Source organism: Klebsiella sp. Shm-1 (genome assembly GCF_040804525.1).
Classification (GTDB): Bacteria; Pseudomonadota; Gammaproteobacteria; order Enterobacterales; family Enterobacteriaceae; genus Klebsiella; species Klebsiella pneumoniae.
The window spans coordinates 3377036-3401983 of sequence record NZ_CP161823.1 but is presented as its reverse complement, the minus strand read 5'-3'; the positions used below and the strand labels follow the sequence as shown (position 1 = coordinate 3401983).

Below are 24948 nucleotides of genomic sequence, written 5' to 3'. Positions count from 1 at the left end.
TATACCGCTAGTTTAATCCTTCCTGGATGCGGCGGCTAGTGACAATCGTTTTTAGGCTGGTAGGGGAGTTATTGGCATGGATTGCCGAAATGCTTTATCTGACTGGGCGACGTGGACGTGAGTTAGAGGCAACATCAGGAGGATACGGTGAAATCTGAGCGTAGTTGGGCCGGCATTATCTGTGGCTTCGTTCTGTTCATTGTGGTGTGCTTATCGTTGTTGTTACATATGAAAGGGGCATTTCGCGCCAGCGGCAACCCGGAGCTGGGCCTGCTCTTCTTTTTGCTGCCAGGGGCGGCGGCGAGCTGTCTCTCTCCCGGACGGCGGGTGCTGCGTCCTTTGCTCGGCGCGATACTGGCGGCGCCGGTCTGCATGGTGACGATGCGGCTGTTCTTCGTGACCCACCGGACGTTCTGGCAGGAGATGGCGTGGGTGTTGAGCGCCGTGTTCTGGTGCGCGCTTGGGGCATTGTGCTTTTTGTTTATCTGCGCCTGGCTTGATACCTGGCGCAGTCATTCATCGAGCAAATAAATTGACTCAGGCAAACAGGCCGAGATTCTCTTTTGCCCAGGCTTCAAAATCGGTGCAGCCGCCGATGTGTTTCTGGTCGACGAAAATCTGCGGCACGGTTTCAACCGGTTTGCCAACGGTTTTTTCCAGGTCAGCTTTGCTGATGCCTTCGGCATGAATATCCACGTAGCGGTAGTTGAAATCATCACGCTCGTTGGTCAGTTTTTCTGCCAGTTCTTTAGCGCGAACGCAGTAAGGGCAGCCTGGACGACCAAAAATAACGGTAAACATTGCTTCTCTCCTTAAACCTCAGCCGGATGGCGAATGGCGCTTATGATGCCTGCAACGGGCGGGGAGGGAAAGAAGGTTCTGCCTTTTACTTCGATGGTTTACGGCTATGTTTGATAAATGTCGGACTGTCAAAACCCGTATACTGGCCCGACGGCGCGGTGGAATTGGCTGGCGCGCCGCGTTTATCAACCGGAGAGGCGTGATGCGAAAATTTGCCCCATTGCCGAAAAGCATTCTGCTGGTTGAGATCCTCGGGATGGGGCTGTTAACCCTCGCCTGGCTCTCCCTTAACCAGTATGTCCAGCTGCCTGCGCCCATTGCCAGCCCGACCGCGGCGCTGGTGATGCTCTTTGCCGGGATCGTGCTGATGATCCCCGCCGCCATCGTCGTGATGTGGCGGATGGCGCAGATCGTGGCCCCGCAGTTAACGCACTCTCCAAAGCCTGAATCCTTGTCTGACAGAGAAAAACGTAATGACGCCGACCATTGAGCTGCTGCGCAGCCACCGTTCCATCCGCCACTTCACCGATGCCCCCGTGAGCGACGAACAGCGCGCAGAGATTATCGCCAGCGCGCAAGCGGCATCTACCTCGAGTTTTTTACAGTGCACCTCCATCATCCGTATTACTGACCCGGCGCTGCGTGAACGTCTGGTCCCGCTGACCGGCGGCCAGCAGCACGTCGCCCAGGCGGCGGAGTTTTGGGTCTTCTGCGCCGACTTTAATCGCCACCTGCAGATCTGCCCACAGGCGCAGCTGGGGCTGGCGGAACAGCTGCTGATCGGCGTTGTCGATACGGCGCTGCTGGCGCAAAACGCGCTGATCGCCGCCGAGTCCCTCGGACTAGGGGGCGTCTATATCGGCGGGTTGCGCAACAGCATTGAGGCCGTCACAGAGCTGCTGGAGCTGCCGCAGCACGTCCTGCCGCTGTTCGGTCTTTGCCTTGGCTGGCCGGCGGATAACCCGGATATCAAGCCGCGGATGCCGGCGGCCATGCTGGTGCATGAGAACCGCTATCAGCCGCTGGATAACGCGCTGCTGGCGGAGTATGACGAACAGCTGGCGCACTATTATCTGTCGCGCGGCAGCAACGCCCGCCGCGATACCTGGAGCGACCATATCCGGCGCACTATCGTGAAAGAGAGTCGTCCGTTTATTCTTGACTATCTGCATAAGCAGGGGTGGGCAACGCGCTGATTACGTGTACACTGCTGCTCCGGCCAGGTGATATCCGCCGCCGGCCGCAGGAAAGGTGAAAGTGTGTTCGATAGCTGAGGCCCGCCAGAGCGGGTCTTTTCGCAGAGGTGCAGGATGAAAATTGCCATATTATCCCGGGATGGAACGCTTTATTCATGTCGGCGCCTGCGCGAAGCAGCGCAACAGCGCGGTCATCAGATCGAGATCCTCGATCCGCTTTCCTGTTATATGAACGTCAGCCCGGTGGCCTCGTCGATCCACTACAAAGGGCGTCAGCTGCCGCACTTTGATGCGGTGATCCCGCGCATTGGCTCGGCGATCACCTACTATGGCACCGCGGCCCTGCGCCAGTTTGAGCTCCTGGGAAGCTATCCGCTGAATGAGTCGGTCGCCATCACCCGCGCTCGCGATAAGCTGCGTTCGCTGCAGCTGCTGGCGCGCCAGGGCATCGATCTGCCATTGACCGGCATCGCTCACTCCCCGGATGACACCAGCGATCTGATCGCCATGGTGGGCGGCGCGCCGCTGGTGGTGAAGCTGGTGGAAGGCACCCAGGGGATCGGCGTGGTGCTGGCGGAGACCCGCCAGGCGGCGGAGAGCGTGATCGACGCCTTTCGCGGACTGAACGCTCATATTCTGGTGCAGGAATACATTGCCGAAGCGAAAGGGTGCGATATCCGCTGCCTGGTGGTCGGCAATGAGGTGGTGGCGGCGATCGAGCGGCGGGCGAAAGAGGGGGATTTCCGCTCTAACCTGCACCGCGGCGGCATGGCCACGGTGGCGCAGATTAGCGAGGAGGAGCGGGCCATTGCCATCAAGGCAACGCAAACTCTCGGGCTGGACGCCGCCGGTGTCGATATTTTACGCGCCGCCCGCGGGCCGCTGGTGATGGAGGTGAATGCCTCGCCGGGGCTGGAAGGGGTGGAAACCACCACCGGCGTGGATGTCGCCGGCAAGATGATCGCCTGGATCGAGCGCCAGGCGACGCCGGAATTCTGTTTGAAAATAGGCGGCTAACCGCCGGATGCAAGACGGCCATGGTATGCGGCGCTTTTTTTGCGTAAGCTATGGCGTCGTTTTTCCACTGTAAGAGGTCACAGGCACTATGGATTCACTGGTCGTTCCAGGTCTGGATACGCTACGTCGCTGGCTGGACGAGATCGGCATCAGCTTTTTTGAGTGCGATTCCTGTCAGGCATTGCACCTGCCGCATATGCAGAATTTCGACGGTATTTTTGATGCCAAAATTGACCTGGTGGACAACGTGGTGCTCTTTTCCGCCCTGGCGGAGGTGAAGCCGTCTGCCCTGCTGGCGCTGTCGGCGGATCTCTCGGCCATCAACGCCAGCTCGTTAACCGTGAAGGCGTTTATCGACATTCAGGACGATAATTTGCCCAAGCTGGTGGTTTGCCAGTCGCTGTCTATCGGCCCAGGGGTGACCATGGAGCAGTTCGCCTGGTTCTTCCGCCAAAGCGAAGAGCAGATCTCGATGGTAATCCTCGAAGCCGGCGCAAATCAGCTGCTGTACAAAGGCGAAGAAGAAGAGCCTGCGGCGGAAAACGTGCAATACCATTTTCTTCACTAAACCTGCCTAAAATTAGCGCAGCCACTACCGCAGCGGCTGCGTATTACCCGCTTTTATTCTGCATTTAACCTTTCTTTAAAGCATTATTCACCGCCATTCAGGCCGTTTTGGCTTATCACGTAGACCGTTATTGCATAAAAATTTGATAAAAGGCGTTTTTTTACCTGGGCTATAGCCTCTTATTCTGGCTACAGTTATTCTGGCGATGCTTCCAGTTGCGAGCAACCACTCCGGGAGAGATCCGCTCTCCTTTTCTCAGGCAATGAAAAAATATGCATGATTTTTGCATGCGTAGAAATGCGTATATTTGAGCCCGTAAGTTAACGGGCGTTGAGAAGGAAAAGAGATATGACCGCCTTTGGTAAAAAATGGTTAACAGGTCTGGTTACGGGTGCGCTGATGGCCGTCTCTGCCGGTTCGCTCGCCGCCGAACAAAAAACCCTGCATGTTTATAACTGGTCTGATTATATCGCGCCGGACACGGTAGCGAATTTCGAAAAAGAGACCGGGATTAAAGTGGTGTATGACGTTTTTGATTCCAACGAAGTGCTGGAAGGCAAATTAATGGCGGGTAGCACCGGTTTCGACCTGGTGGTGCCGTCGGCAAGCTTCCTCGAACGCCAGCTGGCGGCGGGCGTGTTCCAGCCGCTGGATAAAAGTAAGCTGCCCAACTGGAAGAACCTTGACCCCGAAGTGCTGAAGCTGGTCGCCAAGCATGACCCGGAGAATAAATACGCCATGCCTTACCTGTGGGCGACGACGGGCATTGGCTACAACGTGGATAAGGTGAAAGCCGTTCTCGGCAAAGATGCGCCGGTGGACAGCTGGGATCTGGTGCTGAAGCCGGAGAACCTCGAAAAACTGAAAAGCTGCGGCGTCTCCTTCCTCGACGCGCCGGAAGAGATTTTCGCCACCGTGCTGAACTACCTCGGCAAAGATCCGAACAGCAGCAAAGCGGATGATTACACCGGCCCGGCGACCGATCTGCTGCTGAAGCTGCGGCCGAACATTCGCTACTTCCACTCTTCGCAATATATTAACGACCTTGCCAATGGCGACATCTGCGTGGCGATCGGCTGGGCAGGGGACGTCTGGCAGGCGGCCAACCGCGCGAAAGAGGCGAAGAACGGCGTCAATGTCTCCTACTTTATTCCGAAGGAAGGCGCGCTGGCGTTCTTTGACGTCTTTGCCATGCCGGCCGACGCGAAGAATAAAGATGAAGCCTATCAGTTCCTTAACTATCTGATGCGTCCGGACGTCATCGCCAAAATCAGCGACCAGGTGTTCTACGCCAACGGCAACAAGGCTTCCACGCCGCTGGTCAGCGAGACTATCCGTAACAACCCGGCGATTTATCCGCCAGCGGATGTGTTCGCCAAACTGTTCACGCTGAAGGTGCAGGATCCGAAGATTGACCGCGTGCGCACCCGCGCGTGGACCAAAGTGAAGAGCGGCAAATAATTCCTGACGGCCCGTCGAATACGGACCAAATCAGATCTGCACTCGCCGGGAAATAGCAGCGCGCCCGGCGAGCAGAAGCACCAGGATGGTGCAAATGCACTGTTAAGCACGAAGTATGGCACCGGACCATATGGTGATCGTTTTTTTGCCGGAGAGCACCCGATTGAACGACGTAATGCCCCGCCCACAGGCGAAAGCCCCCAAAGCGCTGACCCCGCTACTGGAAATCCGTAACTTAACCAAGTCGTTTGATGGCCAGCATGCGGTCGACGACGTCAGTCTCACTATCTACAAAGGCGAAATTTTTGCTCTGCTGGGCGCGTCAGGCTGCGGGAAATCGACGCTGCTACGCATGCTGGCGGGCTTTGAACAACCGACCGCCGGGCAGATTATGCTCGACGGCGTGGATCTGGCGCGCGTGCCGCCCTATCAGCGGCCTATTAATATGATGTTCCAGTCCTATGCCCTGTTTCCCCATATGACCGTTGAGCAGAATATTGCCTTCGGCCTGAAGCAGGACCGCCTGCCTAAGGCGGAAATCACCGCCCGGGTGCAGGAGATGCTGGCCCTGGTACATATGCAGGAGTTTGCCAAACGTAAGCCGCACCAACTCTCAGGCGGCCAGCGGCAGCGCGTCGCGTTGGCGCGCAGCCTGGCGAAACGGCCCAAGCTGCTGCTGCTTGATGAACCGATGGGGGCGCTGGATAAAAAGCTGCGCGATCGCATGCAGCTCGAGGTGGTGGATATTCTTGAGCGCGTTGGCGTGACCTGCGTGATGGTAACCCACGATCAGGAAGAGGCGATGACCATGGCGGGCCGTATCGCCATCATGAATCGCGGCAAGTTTGTGCAGATTGGCGAACCGGAAGAGATTTACGAGCACCCGACCACCCGCTACAGCGCCGAGTTTATCGGCTCGGTGAACGTCTTTGAAGGGCTGGTGAAGGAGCGTCTGGAAGACGGTCTGGTGCTAAGCTCGCCGGGGCTGATGCATCCGCTGAAGGTCGACCCCGACGCCTCGGTGGTGGACAACGTGCCGGTCTGGGTGGCGCTGCGTCCGGAGAAGATCATGCTGTGCGATGAACCGCCGGCGGACGGCTACAATTTTGCCGTCGGCGAGGTGATTCATATCGCCTATCTGGGGGATCTCTCTATCTATCATGTGCGCCTGCAAAGCGGGCAGATGATCAGCGCCCAGCTGCAGAATGAACACCGCCATCGGAAAGGGACGCCCACCTGGGGCGATGAGGTGCGTTTATGCTGGGATGCTGACAGCTGCGTTGTGCTGACGGTGTGAGGAGAGGGCGATGAATACCGTTGAATCCCCGTCAGGGGCGAAAAAACCGGGCGGCTTCGCGCTGTGGGCGGCGCGCCTGCAGATGGCGCATGGCCGCAAGCTGGTGATTGCGCTGCCCTATCTGTGGCTGATCCTGTTGTTTATGCTACCGTTCCTGATCGTGTTCAAGATAAGTCTTGCCGAGATGGCGCGGGCGATCCCTCCCTACACCGAGCTGATGGAGTGGGCGGACGGCCAGCTGACGCTGACGCTTAACTTTGCCAACTTCCTACAGTTGACTGACGATCCGCTCTATTTTGAAGCTTATCTCCAGTCGCTGCAGGTGGCGGGTATCTCGACGATCTGCTGCCTGCTGCTGGGCTATCCGCTGGCCTGGGCGGTGGCGCACAGCAAGCCGTCGACGCGTAATATTCTGCTGCTGTTGGTGATCCTCCCGTCGTGGACCTCGTTTTTGATCCGCGTCTATGCCTGGATGGGGCTGCTGAAGAGCAACGGGGTGTTGAATAACTTCCTGCTGTGGTTAGGGGTTATCGATCAGCCGCTGGAGATCCTGCACACCAACCTGGCGGTGTACATCGGTATCGTGTATGCCTATCTGCCGTTTATGGTGCTGCCTATCTACACCGCGCTGACCCGCATCGACTATTCGCTGGTGGAGGCCTCGCTGGATCTCGGCGCCCGGCCGCTGAAGACCTTCTTCCAGGTGATCGTCCCGCTCACCAAAGGCGGCATTATCGCCGGCTCCATGCTGGTGTTTATCCCGGCGGTCGGCGAGTTCGTGATCCCGGAACTGCTGGGCGGGCCGGACAGCATCATGATTGGCCGCGTGCTGTGGCAGGAGTTCTTTAACAACCGCGACTGGCCGGTCGCCTCGGCGGTGGCGATTGTCATGCTGCTGTTGCTGATCGTGCCGATCATGTGGTTCCACAAGCACCAGCAAAAACAGATGGGAGAGCAGGGATGAACGACTTGCCGGTAGTACGCTCGCCGTGGCGCATTCTGATCCTCGTGCTCGGGTTCACCTTCCTCTACGCCCCGATGCTGATGCTGGTGATCTACTCGTTCAACAGCTCGAAGCTGGTAACGGTCTGGGCCGGATGGTCGACGCGCTGGTATAGCGAACTGTTCCACGATGATGCGATGATGAGCGCGGTAGGATTGAGCCTGACCATCGCCGCCTGCGCGGCGACGGCGGCGGCGATCCTCGGTACCATCGCCGCGGTGGTGATGGTGCGCTTTGGGCGTTTTCGCGGCTCCAACGGCTTCGCGTTTATGATCACCGCGCCGCTGGTCATGCCGGACGTGATCACCGGTCTCTCGCTGCTGCTGCTGTTCGTGGCGCTGGGACATGCCATCGGCTGGCCGTCGGACCGCGGCATGTTGACCATCTGGCTGGCGCATGTCACCTTCTGTACCGCCTACGTGGCGGTGGTGATCTCCTCGCGCCTGCGCGAGCTGGACCACTCTATTGAAGAGGCGGCGATGGATCTTGGCGCCGCGCCGCTGAAGGTCTTCTTCGTCATCACGCTGCCGATGATTATGCCAGCGGTGATCTCCGGCTGGCTGCTGGCCTTCACGCTGTCGCTGGATGACCTGGTGATCGCCAGCTTTGTCTCCGGTCCCGGGGCCACGACCTTGCCGATGCTGGTCTTCTCCAGCGTGCGCATGGGGGTCAACCCGGAGATCAACGCCCTGGCGACGCTCATCCTCGGCGTGGTCGGTATTGTTGGTTTTATCGCCTGGTATTTGATGGCCCGCGCAGAAAAGCAGCGAGTGCGCGATATCCAGCGTGCAAGACAAGGCTGAACCACCTAAAATCGGTACAGCAGCCTCCGGTCGGCGCCACCCTGTGGCGCCGTTTTCATGGAAGACATTACGTTGGGATTGTTTACGAAAACTCGCTCATCGCATGCCCGCCTTAACGTCCCTGCGCTGGTGCAGGTGGCGGCCTTTGCTATTATTTTGATTCGTGGCCTGGATCTGCTGATGATCCTTAATCTGTTGGGCCTGCAGGGGCTGAACGAATTCATACACCGCAGCGTTCAGACATGGAACCTGACGCTGGTCTTTCTCGGCAGCCTGGCGCTGGTGTTTATCGAAATCTGGTGCGCCTTCTCGCTGGTGAAAGGGCGCAACTGGGCGCGCTGGATCTATCTGCTGACGCAGATTATCGCTGCCGGCTACCTGTGGGCGGCATCGCTGGGCTACGGGTATCCGGAGCTGTTCAGCATTCCCGGGGAATCAAAACGAGAAATTTTCCACTCGCTGGTGATGCAAAAACTGCCGGATCTGCTGGTTCTGACGCTGCTGTTCGTGCCGGCGAACTGCCGTCGCTTTTTCCGCCTGCAATAACGGTGATACAATCCCCGCCCCTGGATTTTTGAAGGTCAATTATGCATTGCGCACTCTACGACGCCGGCCGCTGCCGCTCCTGTCAATGGCTGGAGCGGCCGGTCCCGCAACAGCTCGCCGATAAAATGGCCGATCTGCGCACGCTGCTGGCGGCGATCCCGGTCGCAGCCTGGGGCGAGCCGGTCAGCGGGCCGGAGGCGGCTTTCCGTAACAAGGCTAAAATGGTGGTCAGCGGCAGCGTTGAGCGTCCGCTGCTGGGGATGCTGCACCGCGATGGCACTCCGGTGGACCTCACCGACTGCCCGCTCTATCCCGCCGAGTTTGCCCCGGTTTTTGCTGCCCTGAAGCCCTTTATCGCCCGCGCCGGGTTAACACCTTACAACGTCGCGCGCAAACGCGGGGAGCTGAAATACCTGCTGCTGACCGCCAGCCAGCAGGGGGAGATGATGCTGCGCTTCGTGCTGCGCTCAGAGGCCAAGGTGGCTCAGCTGCGCGCCGCGCTGCCGTGGCTACAGGCACAGCTGCCGCAGCTCAGCGTGATCACGGCGAATATCCAGCCGGTGCATATGGCAATCATGGAAGGTGAGCAGGAGATCTTCTTCACCGAACAGCAGGCGCTGGGGGAGGTCTTTAATGGGGTGCCGCTGTGGATCCGCCCGCAAAGCTTCTTTCAGACCAATCCGGCGGTAGCCAGCCGGCTGTACGCCACGGCCCGCGACTGGGTGCGCGCGCTGCCGGTCCAGCATATGTGGGATCTGTTTTGCGGCGTTGGGGGATTTGGCCTGCATTGCGCGACGCCGACGATGCGCCTGACCGGTATCGAGATCGCCCCGGAAGCCATCGCCTGCGCCAGACAGTCAGCCGCGCAGCTGGGGCTCAGCAATCTGCATTTTCAGGCGCTGGACTCGACGCAGTTCGCCACTCACGAAGCGGATGCCCCGCAGCTGGTGCTGGTTAACCCGCCGCGCCGCGGTATTGGCGCTGAACTATGCGACTATTTAAGCCGCATGGCGCCGCCCTATATTATCTATTCCAGCTGTAACGCCCGCACCATGGCGACCGATATCGCTCGTCTTAGCGGCTATCGCGTTGAGCGGGTCCAGCTGTTTGATATGTTCCCCCACACCGCCCACTACGAAGTGCTGACCCTGCTGGTCCGCGAAGTTTAAACAAAATGTGAAGGCTTTGCGCCGATGAAATCGGGTAAGCTTGACGCAGCATGTTTTGTTATTGGTGGGGGGAATCTAATGGCCAAAACCATTCTGCTGGTGGAAGATGACGAGGATATAGCCACGCTGCTGCGGCTCAATCTTCAGGATGAGGGCTATCAGATCGTCCATGAAGCCGACGGCGGCCAAGCCCTCGCCCGGCTGGAGACGCAGGTCTGGGATGCGGTGATCCTCGATTTGATGCTGCCCGGCGTCGATGGTCTGGAGATCTGCCGGCGTATCCGCCAGATGACCCGCTACCTACCGGTGATTATCATCAGCGCTCGCACCAGTGAAATGCACCGCGTGCTGGGCCTGGAGATGGGCGCCGACGACTATCTGGCGAAGCCCTTTTCACTGTTGGAGCTTATCGCCCGCGTCAAAGCGCTGTTTCGTCGCCAGGAGGCGATGGGGCAGAATCTGCTGATGGACGCCGGGCACCTGTCCTGCCATGGCCTGAGCATCGACCCGCTGTCGCGCGAAGTGAAGCTGCGCGGCGAGACGGTGGACCTCACGCCGCGTGAATTCGACCTGCTGTATTACTTCGCCCGCCACCCAGGGGAAGTGTTTTCCCGCCTGGCGCTGCTGGAGCAGGTCTGGGGATATCAGCACGAGGGCTATGAGCATACCGTCAATACCCATATCAACCGCCTGCGCAGTAAAATCGAACGTGACCCGGCCGAGCCGGACATCATTCTTACCGTCTGGGGAAAAGGCTATAAGTTCGCCCCGGTGACGCAAGAGGCCGTCCCGTGATCCGCCGCCTGAGCCTCAGCCAGCGGCTGGCGCTGGTGGTGGTTTCCCTGCTGATGCTATGCGCGGTGGCGGTATGCGCCGTCCAGTTACACAGCAGCGCGCAGTATGGCAACGCCATGGTGCAGCGTCTGTCGTCCGGGCTGGCTCAACAGATTGTCGCCCGCGAGCCGTTGCTGGACGCCCACGGCGAGGTCAACCGGCAAACCCTGAAGTCGCTGTTTGACCGACTGATGACCTTTAATCCCAGCGTGGAGCTCTATCTGCTGTCGCCGGATGGCGACCTGCTGGCCGATGCGGCGCCGCCGGGCCATATCCAGCGCCAGCGTATCGACATGGCGCCGGTGCAGGCTTTTCTCACCGGCAGTGCGTCGCCGGTGTATGGCGACGATCCGCGCAGTCCCGACGGACGAAAAGTCTTCAGCGCCGCCCCGCTGCGCGTCGACGGCCAACTGCGCGGCTACCTGTATATCATTTTGCAGGGGGAGACGTTTAATCAGCTGGCGGCCGACGCCTGGCAAAAAACGCTGTGGAGCATTGTTCTGTGGACGCTGCTGCTGGTGGCCCTGTTTGGCCTGCTGGCAGGGGGGCTGGCATGGTTCTGGGTCACCCGGCCGGTCCGCCTGCTCACCGCCCAGGTGGCGGCGAGCGGCCAGGACAGCATCAGCGCCATCAAAACCCTGGCGGCCCGCAGGCCGGAGCCCCGGCCTGGTAACGAGGTGGCGGTGCTCGAGAACCGCTTTATTGACCTTGCCCGGCAGATTGCCGATCAGTGGGATCGGCTGGCCGACAGCGATCGCCAGCGCCGTGAATTTGTGGCCAATATCTCTCACGATTTGCGCACGCCGCTGACTTCGCTGCTGGGGTATCTGGAAACGCTGACCCTGAAGGATGAATGGCTGACCGCCGAGGAGCGCAGGCAGTATCTCACCATCGCCCTGCGCCAGGGCAACAAAGTGCGCCATCTTTCGCAGCAGCTGTTTGAGCTGGCGCGACTGGAGCATGGAGGCATTAAGCCGCAGCGCGAGCGTTTCGCGATGGGGGAGCTGATTTCCGACGTGGCGCAGAAGTTTGAATTAACTGCCCGCACGCGCGAGGTGAACCTGCATATTGATGTACCGGGACCGCTGCCGCTGATTAACGCCGATGTGTCGATGATTGAGAGGGTGGTGACCAATCTGCTCGATAACGCGATGCGGCATACTCCCGTCGGCGGGGAGATCCGTCTGGCGGTCTGGCAGGAGAATCAACAGCTTCAGGTCGAAGTGGCAGACAACGGAGCGGGCGTCGATGCCGCGCTGCGCGACGATCTGTTCCAGCGGCCGTCGGCGTTGTCTACCCAGGCATCGCGGGAGGATCGCGGTGGGTTAGGGTTGCTGATTGTAAAACGAATGCTGGAGCTGCACGGGGGCGATATCAGACTGGTGGAGTCGGTAAGCGGGGCGCGGTTCAGGTTCTTCGTGCCACTTTGAGAAATCGCCGGGTGGCGGCTACGCCTTACCCGGCCAACGGGGAAGAGCGGTGGCCGGGTAAGCGCAGCGCCACCCGGCGAAAAAAGTTACTCCGGGAACCACTGGTTGCTAATTTTCTGGTAGGTACCGTCGGCCTTAATCGCTTTCAGCGCGGCGTTCAGTTTCTCCAGCAGCGCCTTGTTATCCGGGCGCACGGCAATGCCGAGTCCGGTGCCGAAGTATTGCGGGTCGGTCACTTTCGGCGTGGCTGCCCCCAGCTGCGGGTTAGTTTTCAGCCATTCGTTGACCACTGCGGTGTCGCCGAACACGCCGTCGATACGGCCATTTTTCAAATCGATAATCGCATTCTGGTAGCTGTCATAGGCGACGGTCTTCACCTCAGGATGCTTATCCTGCAGATATTTCTGGTGGGTGGTGCCGTTTTCCATGCCGATCCGTTTGCCTTTCAGGTCATCGAAAGAATGGAACGCATCTTTTTTGGCGATCACCAGCGCCGAGTTGGCGTAGTACGGGTCGGTGAAGGCCACCTGCTTGCTCCGCTCCGGCGTAATATCCATTCCGGAAATCACCGCATCATATTTCTTGAACTTCAGCGCCGGGATCAGGCTGTCAAACGCGTGGTTGGTAAAGGTACATTCTGCCTGCATTTGTTTGCACAGCGCGTGGGCCAGATCGATATCAAAGCCGACAATCTGGTTATTAGCGTCCATCGATTCAAACGGCGGATAGGTTGCGGAGACGCCAAAGCTGATTTTTTCCGCGGCAGCGGCGCCGAACGCGAAAGAGGTGAGCAGTGCAGCCAGAACTAACTTTTTCATCGTGGAACTCCCGTCTGTCTATCTTATGATTATTCACCGTGTCTGCGGCATAGAGTGACAATGCCATTAAATGAATTTATATGCAATAAAAATGATTAAGTATTTCTATCGTCATAAAAAAAGACGGACAGGTGTTTGACTTGTCCGCCTTGCTGTTTGCTTTTTATGCAATATGCTCAGGTGCTAGCTACGTCGCTCGAAGGCCAGCGCTTTGCGTTCCACCAGGCGCATCAGCAGCGTCAGCAGTCCATTAACGATGAGATAGATAATCCCGGCGGCGCCGAACACCATCACGTCGTAGGTGCGTCCATACAGCAGCTGGCCGTGGCCCATCACTTCCATCAGCGTGATGGTGTAGGCCAGAGAGGTACTCTTGAAAACCAGCACCACTTCGTTGGAATAGGACGATAGCGCACGCTTAAAGGCGTACGGCAGCAGGATCGCCAGTGTATCCTTTTTACTCATCCCCAGCGCGCTGCAGGACTGCCATTGCCCGTCGGGGATCGCCCGGATGGCGCCATAAAACAGCTGAGTGGTGTAGGCGGCGCTGTTGAGCGACAGAGCGATCAGGGCGCACAGCCACGGCTCGGAGATAAGATGCCACAGCCACGGATACTCCTGCAGCGAAGGGAACTGTCCCGGGCCGTAGTAGATCAGGAAGATCTGCACCAGCAGCGGCGTACCGGTAAACAAGGTGATATAGCCGCGCACTATCCATACCAGCCCCGGCGTCTTCAGGGTCAGGATAATGGTGAAGATCAGCGACAGGATCAGCGCCACGATAATCGACGCCACGGTCAGTGTCAGGCTGGTATGCAGTCCTTTCAGCAGTTCGGGTAAATAGTCGAGCATCAGCCTGGTCTCCGTTCGAAGCGCGTCGCACGCTGGTCAATCCGCTTAAGGATGTATTGACTCAACAGGGTGATGACGAGATAGATTGCCGCCGCAATGATATACCAGTTAAAGGGTTCCTGAGTGCGGGTGGCGATGCTTTTGGTCTGCAGCATTAGATCGTTGACGCTGATCAGGCTCACCAGCGCGGTGTCCTTCAGCAGCACCAGCCACTGGTTACCGAGGCCGGGCAGGGCATGGCGCCACATCTGCGGCATCACCAGACGGAAGAATATGGCCGCTTTCGACAGCCCCAGCGCCTGGCCGGACTCCCACTGGCCCTGCGGAACCGCTTTCAGCGCGCCGCGCAGCGTTTGCGAGGCGTAAGCGGCATACAGCAGCGACAGGGCGATCGCCCCGCAGAGGAATGGGCTGACGTCAAAGTTCTCAATTTGCATCTGCACCGGGATCTGCGTGAACCCGAGCGGGATGGTGAAACCGTCAGAGAGCGTCAGCAGCAGCTGGGAAGAGCCGAAATAGATAAACAGCACCACCAGAATTTCCGGTAGCCCGCGCAGGATGGTCACTATGCCGGTTGCAAGCCAGGCTACCGGGCGCCATTTCACTGACTCCAGTACCGCAAAGAGCATCGCCAGGACCAGGCCGATGACGAGCGCGCAAACGGCAAGGCCGACGGTCATCCCGGCGGCGCTTGCTAATGGAAAAATTTCGTTCATTCAGTCTTACTTCTGGAACCATTTGTTATAGATGGTCTGGTAAGTGCCGTCTTTCTTCACTTTTTCCAGCGCAGCGTTAAATTTCTGCTGCAGGTCGGTGTTGCCCTGACGTACGGCAATGCCCAGCCCGGTGCCGAAATAGGCTTTGTCGGTCACTTTATCGCCCACGGCCGCCAGCTTCGGATTGCTCTTCAGCCATTCGGTCACCACGGCGGTGTCGCCAAAGACCGCGTCGATACGACCGTTCTGCAGGTCCAGCTTCGCATTCTGGTAGCTGTCGTAAGGCACGGTAGTGATTTCCGGATGTTTATCGGTGATGAATTTCTGGTGGGTGGTGCCGTTCTGCACGCCCACTTTTTTGCCCTTCAGCTGGTCAATGCTGGTGAACTTACCCTGCTGGCCGACGAACAGCGCCGAGTTGTCATAATACGGGGTAGAGAACAGCACCTGCTTTTCACGCTCCGGCGTGATGTCCATCCCGGCCATGACCGCGTCGAAACGGCGGAATTTCAGTCCCGGGATCAGGCTGTCAAAGGCCTGATTGGTGAAGGTACAGGTGGCGTCGATCTCTTTACACAACGCGTTCGCCAGATCGACATCGAAACCGACGATCTGGTTGTTGGCGTCCACCAGCTCAAACGGAGGATAAGAGGCCTCGGTGGCGAAACGAATGGTCTGCGCGGCGGAAGCGGAGAGGCTCATGCCTGCGAGCAGGGCGGCAATCAGTACTTTTTTCATCGTCATTTCCCCGAAAAACATCAATGTGAAAGATAGTTTTTAAACGCGTCAGTTTGCGGATGCGTGAAGCAGGAGGCATCCCCTTGCTCGACGATATGGCCATTTTCCATATACACCACCCGGCTGGCCGTCTTGCGCGCCACTTCAACTTCGTGGGTGACGATAACCTGGGTAATGCCGGTTTCAGCCAGCTCGCGGATGATGCTGACGATCTGGGCAGTGATTTCCGGGTCGAGCGCCGCGGTAGGCTCATCGAACAGCAGAACCTGCGGCTCCATCATCAGCGCGCGGGCGATGGCCACCCGCTGTTGTTGGCCGCCGGATAAATGCAGCGGGTAACGATCGCTGTACGGCTTCAGACGCAGGCGCTCCAGCAGCTTCTCTGCGCGAGCCAGCGCCTGATCCTTGCTTAACCCCAGTACGCGACAGGGGGCCTCGATCAGGTTCTGCTGTACCGTCAGGTGCGGCCACAGGTTGTATTGCTGGAAGACCATGCCGACGTTCTGACGCAGTTCGCGAATTGCTTTATCGGACGGCGCTCTGGTGAAGTCGAATTGGTTGCCGGCGATGGATAACGAACCGGACCGCGGCATCTCCAGCAGGTTGAGTACGCGCAGCAGCGAGCTCTTCCCGGCACCGCTGGGGCCGAGCAGCACCAGCGTTTCCCCCTGCGGGCAATCCAGCGTGATGTCGAACAGCGCCTGGTGTGCGCCGTAGAAGCAATTAATGCCGTTTAGTTTAATACTCATCTGGGCAGTCTGATACGAATAGCTATTGAGGCCGCAAATACTACCTTTGGCAGAATAGTTATGCAATATTTATGCGTTAAAAGTTAAATCTAAACCACGTTTAGCTTTAAAGTTAGCACAAAATATGGCCTGGTGGGTGAGGGGGGCGCAAATGTCGGCATTCCTGGGGCGAATACCGACATTTTACCGGGGTTATCGTTTCAGCGGCGTCGCTTCAACTCCGGAATCAGCGTTTCTCCAGACTCTGTCGCAGCGTCCCGGCTGGCGCATGGCTGTTGTTGCCGAGATAGCGAACGTCATCGACGGCCCAGCACTGGCCTTCCTGGATCATCAGCACTTCATCTTTCCAGCTCTGGGTGCCCTGTTTCAGATCGACGCGCAGCGGAATATTGCGCGCATCGCGGTTCGGGATGGTGGAGGCACTGGCGACCACGGCGCTGTCTGCCGGGGTGCTGCTGCTGGAGAACGGATTAGCCTGCAGTAATTTGCTGTTGGCGGGATCCTGGCGGGCGTCATTGAGTAACTGCGCCAGGCCGTCGCTCAGATAGGGGCGCAGCGCCGCCGGATCCTGAGTACGATTCTGGATCTGGGTGTCGTAGAATTTTTGCGCTACGTCGTCAGGGCCGCCTTCGACGCAGGGGCCGCTGCGGGTGCCATTATCTTTATAGGCCGGGGTGACGGTCGTACAGGCGCTGAGCGCCAGCGCGCAAGGGAGAAGTACAGCAAAAAGTTTGTAGCGCATGATGATTTCCTTATAAGCGAACTACGTTTTCAGTTTCCGTTAAAGCATAGCGTATAGCGTGCGGATTGTACTTGACGCAAAGAGCTAAGACCTTGATGTGGCTACAGCCTTAGGGCGGGAAATCGGCACGGGGATGACAGAATTCCGTCAGGCGCTAAAAGGCAGGGCAGTATAAAAATAAACTTAATTTTCCCGTGAACAAGAAATATTACCCCGTAAAATAGGGAAATGGCTCTTGAAAGATAAGGGTAATTATTTCTTCTTATAGATGCGAGTGGCGACGTGCATTTTTTTATCCGTATTACCGGAGGACGGGACAATGACGCCCCCCTTGTTCATTTGTTTTTTTAATCAGCTCTTCACGGGCATCGTTGGATGCGGTTTGACCAGTAGAGGAAATGGCGCCGATTTTGGTATATTGCGTATGGACTTTATCAAAAGCTGTTTTGTTAAAATTTCTGCGGAGACGGCATTGGCCGCTTAAAACAATGCTGTACCTGCCACTAAAGCTGCATATTTAATATTCTTAGCCCCTATTGTTTATCTCGCTATCATCATGCTCTTGTTTGCATTCACCAATGAATGATTCAGATTGAACTCACACTGCTTTTTGTAAGCAAAATGCTGCAATTTAATGACGGTTAGTTAACGCTTTTTAGCGAAAAGATGACGTATTTCGCAGTGCTGATGCTTGTTTTTTGAGCCGGTCACCCATCGGGAGCGGACCAGGCTATTTTCTTCGGTCGTTAGCTGAAAATCACCCTGAGAGGCCGGAGCTGAGGGGATAGGGCGCTGACAGACATTCCCGGTAACATGGTTTATCATATAGAAAGGCAGGGGCTGCGCCCATGGTCATGCAGGTCACCAGGGAGTTAAGATGTTAACAAATAAGCGAGAGCGCGCCCGGCAGCAGCGAGCCGCGTTGTGGGCCACCAGAGATAATGTCCAGCGCCATGCGCTGTCCATGAGTATGCCCTGGCTGGCCTTTGTCAATATCGCTTTTGCGTTAATGATTTTCTTCCGCAATTTTATCTTTACCTATTTTGATAAGAGGCTACTGACGCACCGGGCGGTTATTCCTTATATCGAAGCGGCGTTGATTGCGGTTATTATCATTTCGGCCATTTTAGTGATTATTGCCCTCACGCCGCGACTGGCGCAGGGACGATATACGTTGAATATCATCACCGGGCTGCTGCTGGCGCTCAGTCTGTGCTGGTCCCTGAGTAATTATTGTTTTATTTTTTTCTGGACCTTGCCCTTTGCCTGGCCGCTGCTGGTGATATTAATGACTACCGGCCTCACCGCGCTGTATCACCATTGGCCCGGCATAACCGCTTTTATGCTGCCGCTATGGGTGACCGCCTTGCTGGCGGGAATACAGCTCCACTATCACACCGAGATCCGCTTTTTGATCCTCTGGGCCATTTTTACCGCGATTTTGCTGTATGGCCGACGTATTTTGCAGCGCTGGTATGACGAAGCCTGGGATACCCACCAGGAGAATATGCAGCTTATTCAGCGGCTGGAAAGTATCGCCAACCAGGATGCCTTAACCGGAACCGCTAACCGTCGGGCGCTCAATGCTTACCTGGCGGCGATCTGGCAGCAAAAAACGCCGCTGGCGCTGATGATGATCGATGTCGATTATTTTAAGCGCTATAACGATCGCTATGGCCATCAGGCTGGTGATGAGTGCTTATCTTCTGTCGCGCAGGTGCTTAAAATGGCGGTCCGGGCGGAGGGCGATCTGGTGGCTCGCTACGGCGGCGAAGAGTTTGTCGTCGTGTTGCCCGGGGTGTCCTTAGCGCATGCCACCGCTATTGCCGAGCGCATTCAGCAGAAGATCCGCGAGGCAGGCCTACCGCACGCCGCTTCGGCGGTGGCGTCGGAGGTCACCGTGAGTATCGGGATCGTCGCCTCCGATGGCACGGTCCCGATAGAGACGCTGATCGCCCGGGCGGACAGTGCGCTGTATCAGGCGAAAAATAAAGGACGTAATCAATGGTCTTATTAACCCGGAGACGCTGCCGGGCAAGGGAGAAGGGATGAAACGGATGATGCGGATCGTGCTGCTGGCGCTGCTGCTAACCGGCTGCGCTGGGGAAAAGGGCATTATCGATCGCGACGGATACCAGCTGGACACCCGTCATCCGGCGCAGGCTGCCTATCCGCGAATAAAGGTGTTAGTGATCCACTATACGGCTGACAATTTTGATGTCTCGCTGGCCACGTTGACCGATAAAGAGGTCAGCTCCCACTATTTAATTCCTGAACAGCCCCCGCGTTATCAGCATAAACCGCGGATCTGGCAGCTGGTGCCGGAAGAGGATTTAGCCTGGCACGCCGGGGTAAGCTACTGGCGCGGCAGTACGCGCATTAACGATACCTCCATTGGCATTGAGCTGGAGAACCGCGGCTGGCAGAAGACGGCGGGCGTCAAAAGTTTTACCCCCTTTCATCCGGAACAGATTGCGGCTCTGATCCCGCTGGCGCGCGATATCATCGCCCGCTACCACATCGCGCCGCAGAATGTGGTCGCCCATGCGGATATCGCCCCGCAGCGCAAAGACGATCCGGGGCCGTTATTCCCCTGGCAACAGCTGGCGCAGCAGGGGATCGGCGCCTGGCCTGACGAGCAGCGGGTGGCCTTTTATCTCAACGGGCGGCCGGCCAGCGAGCCAGTGGACCCCGAAATCGTACAGGATTTGCTCTCGCGCTATGGCTATCAGGTGACGCCGGAGATGACCCCCGCGCAGAAGAAGCGGGTGATTATCGCCTTCCAGATGCACTTCCGTCCGCAGCGCTGGGATGGGGTAGCGGATGCGCAAACCGAAGCGATAGCCGAGGCGCTGTTAGAAAAATATGGCCAGGGTTAGCGGTGTAGTTTACCGTGGTCGCGAAGCCAGGCGGCGGTGCGCACGATGCCGTCGTCAAGCGTCACCACCGGCTGATAGCCCAGCTCGTCCTGCGCGCGGGTGATATCGAGCGTAAAATCAAAGTTAAGCTTGGAGACGCCGTAGTGGGTAAACGCGGGTTCTTTGGCGGTTTTATCGCCAAAGCGCTCCATGCTGCGGGCGATAATATCCAGCATCGGATAGGGAACTGAGCGGATCCGGCATTTGATGCCGAGCTCGTCGATCAATTTCTGCACGATGCTCCGCAAGGTGCGCGGTTCGCCGTTGCTGATATTCCACGCGCGGGCGGAGGGAAGATGATCGCAGGCCGGCTGGCTCGCCAGCCACATCGCATGTACGGCGTTTTCATAATAGGTCATGTCGACCAGCGCGCTGCCGCCGCGCGGGAGCAGGACGCTGCCATAATGCTGCATCATTTGCGCCAGCCGGGGGATAAAGACTTTGTCGTGCGGCCCAAACAGGCTCTGCGGCCGCAGAATGGTAAAACGGGTATGCGGGTTGGCCTGCGCCAGCAGGTTGATCACCTCCTCGCTGGCCGCCTTGCTGCGGGCAAACTCGTTGGCGAAGCGGTGTGGACGGAAATCTTCCTGGATATCACGATGATGGTGATAATCAAAATAGAGCGATGGCGAAGAGATATGGACGAAATTGCGCACTCCCCATGCCACTGACCATTCGCCCAGACGACGGGTGGCGCGGACGTTAGCGAGATCGAAAGCCTGCTGAGTGCCCCATGGCGAGGTAAAGCTGGAGCAGTGCCATAGGGTATCGATACCGGCGAGCATCACTTTAGCCTGCGAAGAGACCAGCTCGGTTAAATCTGCCGGGATGAATTCCGCCCCCATTTTGCTCAGAAGCTTGCCCATCGCTTCGTTGCGCCCGGTCGCTCGCACGCTGATGCCCTTGTTGCGCAGATATTCCACTGCGTTGCGGCCTAATCCGCTGGTCGCACCGGTAACCAGTACCTTCATATCACTCTACTGTCCCAGAAAAGAATTTCGTGCGCATTTTTCCGTGATTCTCCCGACTATGCAATGAGAATCATGAAAGAATAACGCTTATCCTTCGACTCTGCCTGAGATTTGTTCGGCCAGCCGGGCGATGCGTTGCGCCATACCGCGGAAAATAAACAGGTGCGCCGGGATCATCAGCAGCCAGTAGATCAGGCCTGGCATACCGTGCGGGTGCCACCAGGCGCGCACGTCCAGTTCACGACGATCGCCTTTATCGTTAATGGTAAAGCTTAATCGGCCCAGCCCGGGCGCTTTCATACCGAATAGCAGGGTGAGCTGTTTTTCTTCCTCCACGATAATTACCTTCCAGCTGTCGACCGTATCGCCGGTTTGCAGATAAGCGCGCTGCGGCCGCCCTTTGGCCAGCCGGTGGCCGACCAGCAGATCCATCGCGCCGCGGGTTTTCCACAGCAGATTGCCGAAAAAATACCCCTCTTCACCGCCGATTTGGTTAACGACCTGCCACAGGGCCTGGCGGCTTGCCTGAGTGGCGACGGTGCAACCTGCCTGCTTCGGATAGTAGCCGTACTCTGGTCGCCAGCGGGCGAAAGCCTGAGCGTCGTAGCCCCAGTCGCTGGAGTTTACTAACTGCTCTTCTTCTTTCAGCGTGCGGCGAACCGCCTGATCGAAGGGGATCAGCGTTTGCGGGATCAGCGCCCGCAGCGCCCGATCGTCAGCGATTAGATCGTGCTTCAGCCCCTGAATCAGCGCCTTGGCGATGGTCGGCGGCACCGAGGTGATGACATTGAGGAACCACACCGAGATCCAGCGCGTCGGCAGGGGAATGGGAATGAGCGGGCGATGTTTACCGCTGACGGCCATAAAGCGAATGAACTGCTGCTGATAGCTTAACACCTCCGGACCGGCGGCTTCGAAGACGCGGTGCGCATCGGAGGGATGATTCAGCAGCTCAACCAGGTCAACGAGCAGGTTTTCCAGCGCGACAGGGGTAGTACGCGAACGTACCCAGCGCGGAGGGGTTAGCACCGGCAGGTTATAAACCATGTCGCGCATCACCTCGAAGGCGGCGGAGCCGGCGCCGACGATAATCCCGGCCCGCAGCTCGGTCACCGGCACGCCCGACTCACGCAGGAGATCGCCGGTAATCTGACGAGCGCGCAGATGGTCGGACTGCTCCTGCGCCGGGGCCTGCAGCGAACTGAGAAATATCACCTGGCGCACTGATGACTGACGCAGGGCATCGCGCACATACGTCGCCACCCGCCGCTCATGGGCGATAAAATCACCGCCTTCGCCCATGCCGTGGACCAGATAATAAAGGGTATCGATACCGGTGAGTAGCGCAGGCAGGTCCTGCGGCTGATTGAGATCGACTGACCGGCAGGTAACGCCGGGCAAAGCGAGTTTTTGCAATCGGTCGATATGGCGTGCCGCCGCCAGCACCGGATAGCCCCGCGCGCTTAATGTGCGCACCAAATGCTGGCCAATATAGCCGCTGGCGCCGAGCACCAGAACTGATTGCGACACGCCTGACTCCTTAGCGTTGTAAAAAAGCCTGCCAGTGGGCGACCACCTCGCTCAGCTGCTGACGGTTGACATCCAGGTGAGTGACCAGACGGACAACAGGCGAGGCGTTAATCAATACCCCCTGCGCCTGCATAAACTTGCCGAGCGCCGGGGCCTGCTCTTCGCCGACGCGAACGAACAGCATATTGGTATCGTGACGGGTGACGTCGGCGCCGATAGCGCGCAGCTGCTCCGCCATCCACGCGGCGTTGTCATGATCCTCCTGCAGGCGCTGCACGTTATTTTTCAGCGCGTACAGCCCGGCGGCGGCCAGGATGCCCGCCTGGCGCATCCCGCCGCCGACCATTTTCCGCCAGCGGACGGCGCGGCGAATGTACGCCTCGCTGCCGAGCAGCAGCGAGCCTACCGGAGCGCCAAGCCCCTTTGACAGGCAGATGGTGAAGGAGTCGCAGTATTGGGCGATATCGCGTAACTCGCAGCCGTAGGCCACCACGGCGTTAAAGATGCGCGCGCCGTCGACGTGCAGCGCCAGATTGCGCTGGCGGGTAAACGCCCAGGCTTCCTGCAGATAGTCGCGCGGCAGCACCTTACCGTTATGGGTGTTTTCCAGGCTCAGCAGGCGGGTGGGGGCAAAATGGATATCGTCGGGTTTGATTTTCGCCACCACTTTATCCAGCGGCAGCGAACCATCCGCCGCGGCGTCGATCGGCTGCGGCTGAATACTGCCGAGGACCGCCGCGCCGCCGGCTTCGTACAGATAGTTATGCGCCCCCTGGCCGACGATATACTCTTCGCCGCGCTGGCAATGGCTGAGCAGGCCAACGAGGTTGGCCTGGGTGCCGGTGGGTAGAAATAGCGCCGCTTCTTTGCCGGCCAGGTCGGCGGCATAGCGCTGCAGTTCATTGACGGTAGGGTCGTCGCCATACACATCGTCCCCGACCGGGGCGGCCATCATGGCCTCCAGCATGGCGCGCCCGGGACGGGTAACGGTATCACTGCGTAAATCGATCACGGCTTTTCCTTGGTCTGGTTCAACGTATTGCTTCTGTTTTACCTGAGCCAGTTGGTTTTCGCCAGTTCGATGACCTCATCGCCGCGCCCGCTGATGATCGCCCGCAGCATATACAGGCTAAAGCCTTTGGCCTGCTCCAGCTTGATCTGCGGCGGGATCGCCAGTTCCTCTTTGGCGACGACGACGTCGACCAGCACCGGACCGTCGGTGCGGAAGGCGGTCTGCAGCGCTTCATCCACCTCGGAGGCTTTTTCAACGCGTATACCTTTGATACCGCAGGCCTCGGCGATGCGGGCGAAGTTGGTATCGTGGAGCTCCGTACCGTCGGTGAGATAGCCCCCGGCCTTCATTTCCATCGCCACGAAGCCCAGCACGCTGTTGTTAAAGATGACAATCTTCACCGGCAGCTTCATCTGCGCCAGCGACAGAAAATCGCCCATCAGCATGCTGAACCCGCCGTCGCCGCACATGGCCACTACCTGCCGCTCCGGCGCAGTGGCCTTGGCGCCGATGGCCTGCGGCATGGCGTTGGCCATTGAGCCGTGGTTGAACGAGCCCAGCAGGCGGCGTTTACCATTCATTTTGAGATAGCGTGCCGCCCAGACGGTCGGGGTGCCGACATCACAGGTGAAAATGGCATCTTCATCGGCAAAATGACTGATCTGCTGCGCCAGATATTGCGGGTGAATGGCTTTATCGCTGGGTTTAGCCAGATCGTCGAGCCCTTTTCGCGCGTCGCGATAGTGCTCCAGCGCCTTATCGAGGAAGTGGCGATCGGTTTTCTCTTCCAGCAGCGGCAGCAGCGCCTTCAGCGTCGATTTAATATCGCCCACCAGCGCCATGTCGACCTTACTGTGTGCGCCGATGCTGCCGGGGTTGATGTCGATCTGGATAATTTTCGCGTCGGTTGGGTAGAAGGCGCGATAGGGGAACTGGGTGCCCAGCAGGATCAGGGTATCGGCGTTCATCATGGTGTGGAAGCCAGAAGAGAAGCCAATCAGCCCGGTCATGCCCACATCGTACGGGTTGTCGTACTCCACGTGCTCTTTGCCGCGCAGGGCGTGGACGATGGGGGCTTTAATTTTGGCTGCGAACTCCACCAGTTCCTGGTGGGCGCCGGCGCAACCGCTGCCGCACATGAGCGCGATATTGCTGGAGTAGCGAATAAGCTGCGCCAGCTTGCGCAGCTCTTCTTCCGCCGGGGTGACCGTCGGCAGCGGCGCATGATACCAGTGGCTGCTGGCGCTTTCCGGGGCGGCCTTCAGCGCCACATCGCCGGGTAGCACCACCACCGAGACGCCGCGGTTAATCACTGCCTTACGCATCGCCACTGCCAGCACCTGCGGGATCTGCTCCGGCGTGGAGACCAGTTCGCAGTAATGGCTGCACTCGCGGAACAGCTCCTGAGGATGGGTTTCCTGAAAATAGCCGCTGCCGATTTCGCTGGATGGGATGTGGGCGGCGATGGCCAGCACCGGGACATGGTTGCGATGACAATCAAACAAACCGTTAATCAGGTGCAGGTTGCCCGGTCCGCAGGAGCCGGCGCAGACCGCCAGCTCGCCGGTCAGCTGCGCTTCCGCGCCAGCGGCGAAAGCGGCGACCTCTTCGTGCCGGGTGGGCATCCAGTCGATGGTGCCCATGCGGTTAAGGCTATCGCTCAATCCATTGAGGGAATCTCCGGTGACGCCCCAGATACGTTTCACGCCGGCCTGTTCCAGCGTTTTGGCAATGTATGCCGCCACGGTCTGTTTCATGATCTCCATCTCCTTTTTTT

Annotated in this window: 26 protein-coding genes; 15 read left to right on the top strand and 11 right to left on the bottom strand. The window is 58.3% G+C overall.

From position 1 onward, the window contains the following. Positions 1–147: 147 nt before the first annotated feature. Complete coding sequence (gene ybjM / locus AB1E37_RS16735; RefSeq protein ID WP_002896351.1) at positions 148–531, top strand: inner membrane protein YbjM; 384 nt, start codon at positions 148–150, stop codon at positions 529–531. A 6-nt stretch (positions 532–537) separates the two neighbouring features. Here the strand turns inward: ybjM and AB1E37_RS16730 are convergent, their stop codons facing one another. Beyond that, positions 538–801: a GrxA family glutaredoxin gene (locus AB1E37_RS16730; RefSeq protein ID WP_002896352.1), complete on the bottom strand. Its 264-nt coding sequence runs from the start codon at positions 799–801 to the stop codon at positions 538–540. 202 nt (positions 802–1003) lie between these two features. Here AB1E37_RS16730 and AB1E37_RS16725 point away from each other — a divergent pair, with 202 nt between their 5' ends. The 12 genes from AB1E37_RS16725 (at position 1004) to AB1E37_RS16670 (ending at position 12125) form a co-directional block, all read left to right on the top strand. Further along, positions 1004–1291 (top strand): YbjC family protein, encoded by a 288-nt coding sequence (locus AB1E37_RS16725; RefSeq protein WP_008805812.1) that lies wholly within the window; start codon positions 1004–1006, stop codon positions 1289–1291. Continuing rightward, a complete protein-coding gene (nfsA, locus tag AB1E37_RS16720) occupies positions 1275–1997 on the top strand; it encodes a nitroreductase NfsA (protein WP_004141950.1) in 723 nt (240 codons plus the stop codon). Before AB1E37_RS16725 ends, nfsA begins: the two co-directional genes overlap by 17 nt. Before the next feature lie 114 nt (positions 1998–2111). Continuing rightward, positions 2112–3014 carry a 30S ribosomal protein S6--L-glutamate ligase gene (rimK, locus tag AB1E37_RS16715; RefSeq protein ID WP_009484278.1) on the top strand — a complete coding sequence of 301 codons (903 nt, stop codon included), beginning with the start codon at positions 2112–2114 and terminating at the stop codon, positions 3012–3014. 88 nt (positions 3015–3102) lie between these two features. After that, on the top strand, positions 3103–3582 hold the full coding sequence (locus tag AB1E37_RS16710) for a YbjN domain-containing protein (protein ID WP_002896365.1): 480 nt from the start codon (positions 3103–3105) through the stop codon (positions 3580–3582). A 348-nt stretch (positions 3583–3930) separates the two neighbouring features. Then, a complete protein-coding gene (gene potF / locus AB1E37_RS16705) occupies positions 3931–5043 on the top strand; it encodes a spermidine/putrescine ABC transporter substrate-binding protein PotF (RefSeq protein ID WP_002896368.1) in 1113 nt (370 codons plus the stop codon). Between the two features lie 163 nt (positions 5044–5206). After that, positions 5207–6340: a putrescine ABC transporter ATP-binding subunit PotG gene (gene potG / locus AB1E37_RS16700; RefSeq protein ID WP_002896370.1), complete on the top strand. Its 1134-nt coding sequence runs from the start codon at positions 5207–5209 to the stop codon at positions 6338–6340. Between the two features lie 10 nt (positions 6341–6350). Continuing rightward, positions 6351–7304 (top strand): putrescine ABC transporter permease PotH, encoded by a 954-nt coding sequence (gene potH / locus AB1E37_RS16695; protein ID WP_002896371.1) that lies wholly within the window; start codon positions 6351–6353, stop codon positions 7302–7304. Beyond that, complete coding sequence (potI, locus tag AB1E37_RS16690) at positions 7301–8146, top strand: putrescine ABC transporter permease PotI (protein ID WP_002896372.1); 846 nt, start codon at positions 7301–7303, stop codon at positions 8144–8146. The genes potH and potI overlap by 4 nt, the downstream gene beginning before the upstream one ends. 57 nt (positions 8147–8203) lie before the next feature. Next, complete coding sequence (locus AB1E37_RS16685; protein ID WP_002896376.1) at positions 8204–8692, top strand: YbjO family protein; 489 nt, start codon at positions 8204–8206, stop codon at positions 8690–8692. A 41-nt stretch (positions 8693–8733) separates the two neighbouring features. Beyond that, on the top strand, positions 8734–9861 hold the full coding sequence (rlmC, locus tag AB1E37_RS16680) for a 23S rRNA (uracil(747)-C(5))-methyltransferase RlmC (protein ID WP_002896378.1): 1128 nt from the start codon (positions 8734–8736) through the stop codon (positions 9859–9861). Positions 9862–9939: 78 nt separating this feature from the next. Continuing rightward, on the top strand, positions 9940–10656 hold the full coding sequence (locus AB1E37_RS16675; RefSeq protein ID WP_032447452.1) for a response regulator transcription factor: 717 nt from the start codon (positions 9940–9942) through the stop codon (positions 10654–10656). Next, positions 10653–12125: an ATP-binding protein gene (locus AB1E37_RS16670; RefSeq protein ID WP_002896382.1), complete on the top strand. Its 1473-nt coding sequence runs from the start codon at positions 10653–10655 to the stop codon at positions 12123–12125. Before AB1E37_RS16675 ends, AB1E37_RS16670 begins: the two co-directional genes overlap by 4 nt. A gap of 86 nt (positions 12126–12211) precedes the next feature. On the opposite strand, the gene artJ is transcribed toward AB1E37_RS16670, so the two are convergent. From artJ to AB1E37_RS16640, 6 genes are all read right to left on the bottom strand, one after another. Continuing rightward, on the bottom strand, positions 12212–12943 hold the full coding sequence (gene artJ / locus AB1E37_RS16665; protein ID WP_002896384.1) for an arginine ABC transporter substrate-binding protein ArtJ: 732 nt from the start codon (positions 12941–12943) through the stop codon (positions 12212–12214). Positions 12944–13126: 183 nt separating this feature from the next. Then, a complete protein-coding gene (artM, locus tag AB1E37_RS16660; protein WP_004141917.1) occupies positions 13127–13795 on the bottom strand; it encodes an arginine ABC transporter permease ArtM in 669 nt (222 codons plus the stop codon). Then, a complete protein-coding gene (gene artQ / locus AB1E37_RS16655; RefSeq protein ID WP_002896386.1) occupies positions 13795–14511 on the bottom strand; it encodes an arginine ABC transporter permease ArtQ in 717 nt (238 codons plus the stop codon). The genes artM and artQ overlap by 1 nt, the downstream gene beginning before the upstream one ends. Positions 14512–14517: 6 nt before the next feature. Then, positions 14518–15249 (bottom strand): arginine ABC transporter substrate-binding protein ArtI, encoded by a 732-nt coding sequence (gene artI / locus AB1E37_RS16650; RefSeq protein WP_002896390.1) that lies wholly within the window; start codon positions 15247–15249, stop codon positions 14518–14520. 20 nt (positions 15250–15269) lie between these two features. Continuing rightward, positions 15270–15998: an arginine ABC transporter ATP-binding protein ArtP gene (gene artP, locus AB1E37_RS16645; protein ID WP_002896392.1), complete on the bottom strand. Its 729-nt coding sequence runs from the start codon at positions 15996–15998 to the stop codon at positions 15270–15272. A 226-nt stretch (positions 15999–16224) separates the two neighbouring features. Continuing rightward, positions 16225–16740, bottom strand: coding sequence for a lipoprotein (locus AB1E37_RS16640; protein WP_002896394.1), 516 nt, complete (start codon positions 16738–16740; stop codon positions 16225–16227). 877 nt (positions 16741–17617) lie between these two features. On the opposite strand from AB1E37_RS16640, the gene AB1E37_RS16635 reads away from it, so the two are divergent. Together AB1E37_RS16635 and AB1E37_RS16630 are read left to right on the top strand one after the other, a co-directional pair. Next, the gene (locus AB1E37_RS16635; RefSeq protein ID WP_004176708.1) at positions 17618–18757 is read left to right on the top strand and encodes a GGDEF domain-containing protein; all 1140 of its coding nucleotides are present in this window, start codon (positions 17618–17620) and stop codon (positions 18755–18757) included. 31 nt (positions 18758–18788) lie between these two features. Then, complete coding sequence (locus tag AB1E37_RS16630; protein ID WP_032447453.1) at positions 18789–19619, top strand: N-acetylmuramoyl-L-alanine amidase; 831 nt, start codon at positions 18789–18791, stop codon at positions 19617–19619. On the opposite strand, the gene AB1E37_RS16625 is transcribed toward AB1E37_RS16630, so the two are convergent. From AB1E37_RS16625 to poxB, 4 genes are all read right to left on the bottom strand, one after another. After that, positions 19616–20629 carry an NAD(P)-dependent oxidoreductase gene (locus AB1E37_RS16625; protein WP_002896399.1) on the bottom strand — a complete coding sequence of 338 codons (1014 nt, stop codon included), beginning with the start codon at positions 20627–20629 and terminating at the stop codon, positions 19616–19618. The two genes, AB1E37_RS16630 and AB1E37_RS16625, sit on opposite strands and share 4 nt — an antisense overlap. Positions 20630–20716: 87 nt before the next feature. Continuing rightward, on the bottom strand, positions 20717–22159 hold the full coding sequence (locus AB1E37_RS16620; RefSeq protein ID WP_021313342.1) for an SDR family oxidoreductase: 1443 nt from the start codon (positions 22157–22159) through the stop codon (positions 20717–20719). A gap of 10 nt (positions 22160–22169) precedes the next feature. Beyond that, positions 22170–23171, bottom strand: a complete 1002-nt coding sequence (gene ltaE / locus AB1E37_RS16615) for a low-specificity L-threonine aldolase (protein ID WP_004209683.1) — start codon at positions 23169–23171, stop codon at positions 22170–22172. 38 nt (positions 23172–23209) lie between these two features. Further along, positions 23210–24928 (bottom strand): ubiquinone-dependent pyruvate dehydrogenase, encoded by a 1719-nt coding sequence (gene poxB, locus AB1E37_RS16610; protein WP_004176700.1) that lies wholly within the window; start codon positions 24926–24928, stop codon positions 23210–23212. Positions 24929–24948 lie beyond the last annotated feature (20 nt).

What these genes read in the sequence shown, in the direction of transcription:
- AB1E37_RS16730 (WP_002896352.1), bottom strand. Translation starts at nt 801, where the DNA reads ATGTTTACCGTTATTTTTGGTCGTCCAGGCTGCCCTTACTGCGTTCGC.
- AB1E37_RS16725 (WP_008805812.1), top strand. Translation starts at nt 1,004, where the DNA reads ATGCGAAAATTTGCCCCATTGCCGAAAAGCATTCTGCTGGTTGAGATC.
- nfsA (WP_004141950.1), top strand. Translation starts at nt 1,275, where the DNA reads ATGACGCCGACCATTGAGCTGCTGCGCAGCCACCGTTCCATCCGCCAC.
- rimK (WP_009484278.1), top strand. Translation starts at nt 2,112, where the DNA reads ATGAAAATTGCCATATTATCCCGGGATGGAACGCTTTATTCATGTCGG.
- AB1E37_RS16710 (WP_002896365.1), top strand. Translation starts at nt 3,103, where the DNA reads ATGGATTCACTGGTCGTTCCAGGTCTGGATACGCTACGTCGCTGGCTG.
- potF (WP_002896368.1), top strand. Translation starts at nt 3,931, where the DNA reads ATGACCGCCTTTGGTAAAAAATGGTTAACAGGTCTGGTTACGGGTGCG.
- potH (WP_002896371.1), top strand. Translation starts at nt 6,351, where the DNA reads ATGAATACCGTTGAATCCCCGTCAGGGGCGAAAAAACCGGGCGGCTTC.
- potI (WP_002896372.1), top strand. Translation starts at nt 7,301, where the DNA reads ATGAACGACTTGCCGGTAGTACGCTCGCCGTGGCGCATTCTGATCCTC.
- AB1E37_RS16685 (WP_002896376.1), top strand. Translation starts at nt 8,204, where the DNA reads ATGGAAGACATTACGTTGGGATTGTTTACGAAAACTCGCTCATCGCAT.
- rlmC (WP_002896378.1), top strand. Translation starts at nt 8,734, where the DNA reads ATGCATTGCGCACTCTACGACGCCGGCCGCTGCCGCTCCTGTCAATGG.
- AB1E37_RS16675 (WP_032447452.1), top strand. Translation starts at nt 9,940, where the DNA reads ATGGCCAAAACCATTCTGCTGGTGGAAGATGACGAGGATATAGCCACG.
- artJ (WP_002896384.1), bottom strand. Translation starts at nt 12,943, where the DNA reads ATGAAAAAGTTAGTTCTGGCTGCACTGCTCACCTCTTTCGCGTTCGGC.
- artM (WP_004141917.1), bottom strand. Translation starts at nt 13,795, where the DNA reads ATGCTCGACTATTTACCCGAACTGCTGAAAGGACTGCATACCAGCCTG.
- artQ (WP_002896386.1), bottom strand. Translation starts at nt 14,511, where the DNA reads ATGAACGAAATTTTTCCATTAGCAAGCGCCGCCGGGATGACCGTCGGC.
- artI (WP_002896390.1), bottom strand. Translation starts at nt 15,249, where the DNA reads ATGAAAAAAGTACTGATTGCCGCCCTGCTCGCAGGCATGAGCCTCTCC.
- artP (WP_002896392.1), bottom strand. Translation starts at nt 15,998, where the DNA reads ATGAGTATTAAACTAAACGGCATTAATTGCTTCTACGGCGCACACCAG.
- AB1E37_RS16640 (WP_002896394.1), bottom strand. Translation starts at nt 16,740, where the DNA reads ATGCGCTACAAACTTTTTGCTGTACTTCTCCCTTGCGCGCTGGCGCTC.
- AB1E37_RS16635 (WP_004176708.1), top strand. Translation starts at nt 17,618, where the DNA reads ATGTTAACAAATAAGCGAGAGCGCGCCCGGCAGCAGCGAGCCGCGTTG.
- AB1E37_RS16630 (WP_032447453.1), top strand. Translation starts at nt 18,789, where the DNA reads ATGAAACGGATGATGCGGATCGTGCTGCTGGCGCTGCTGCTAACCGGC.
- AB1E37_RS16625 (WP_002896399.1), bottom strand. Translation starts at nt 20,629, where the DNA reads ATGAAGGTACTGGTTACCGGTGCGACCAGCGGATTAGGCCGCAACGCA.
- poxB (WP_004176700.1), bottom strand. Translation starts at nt 24,928, where the DNA reads ATGAAACAGACCGTGGCGGCATACATTGCCAAAACGCTGGAACAGGCC.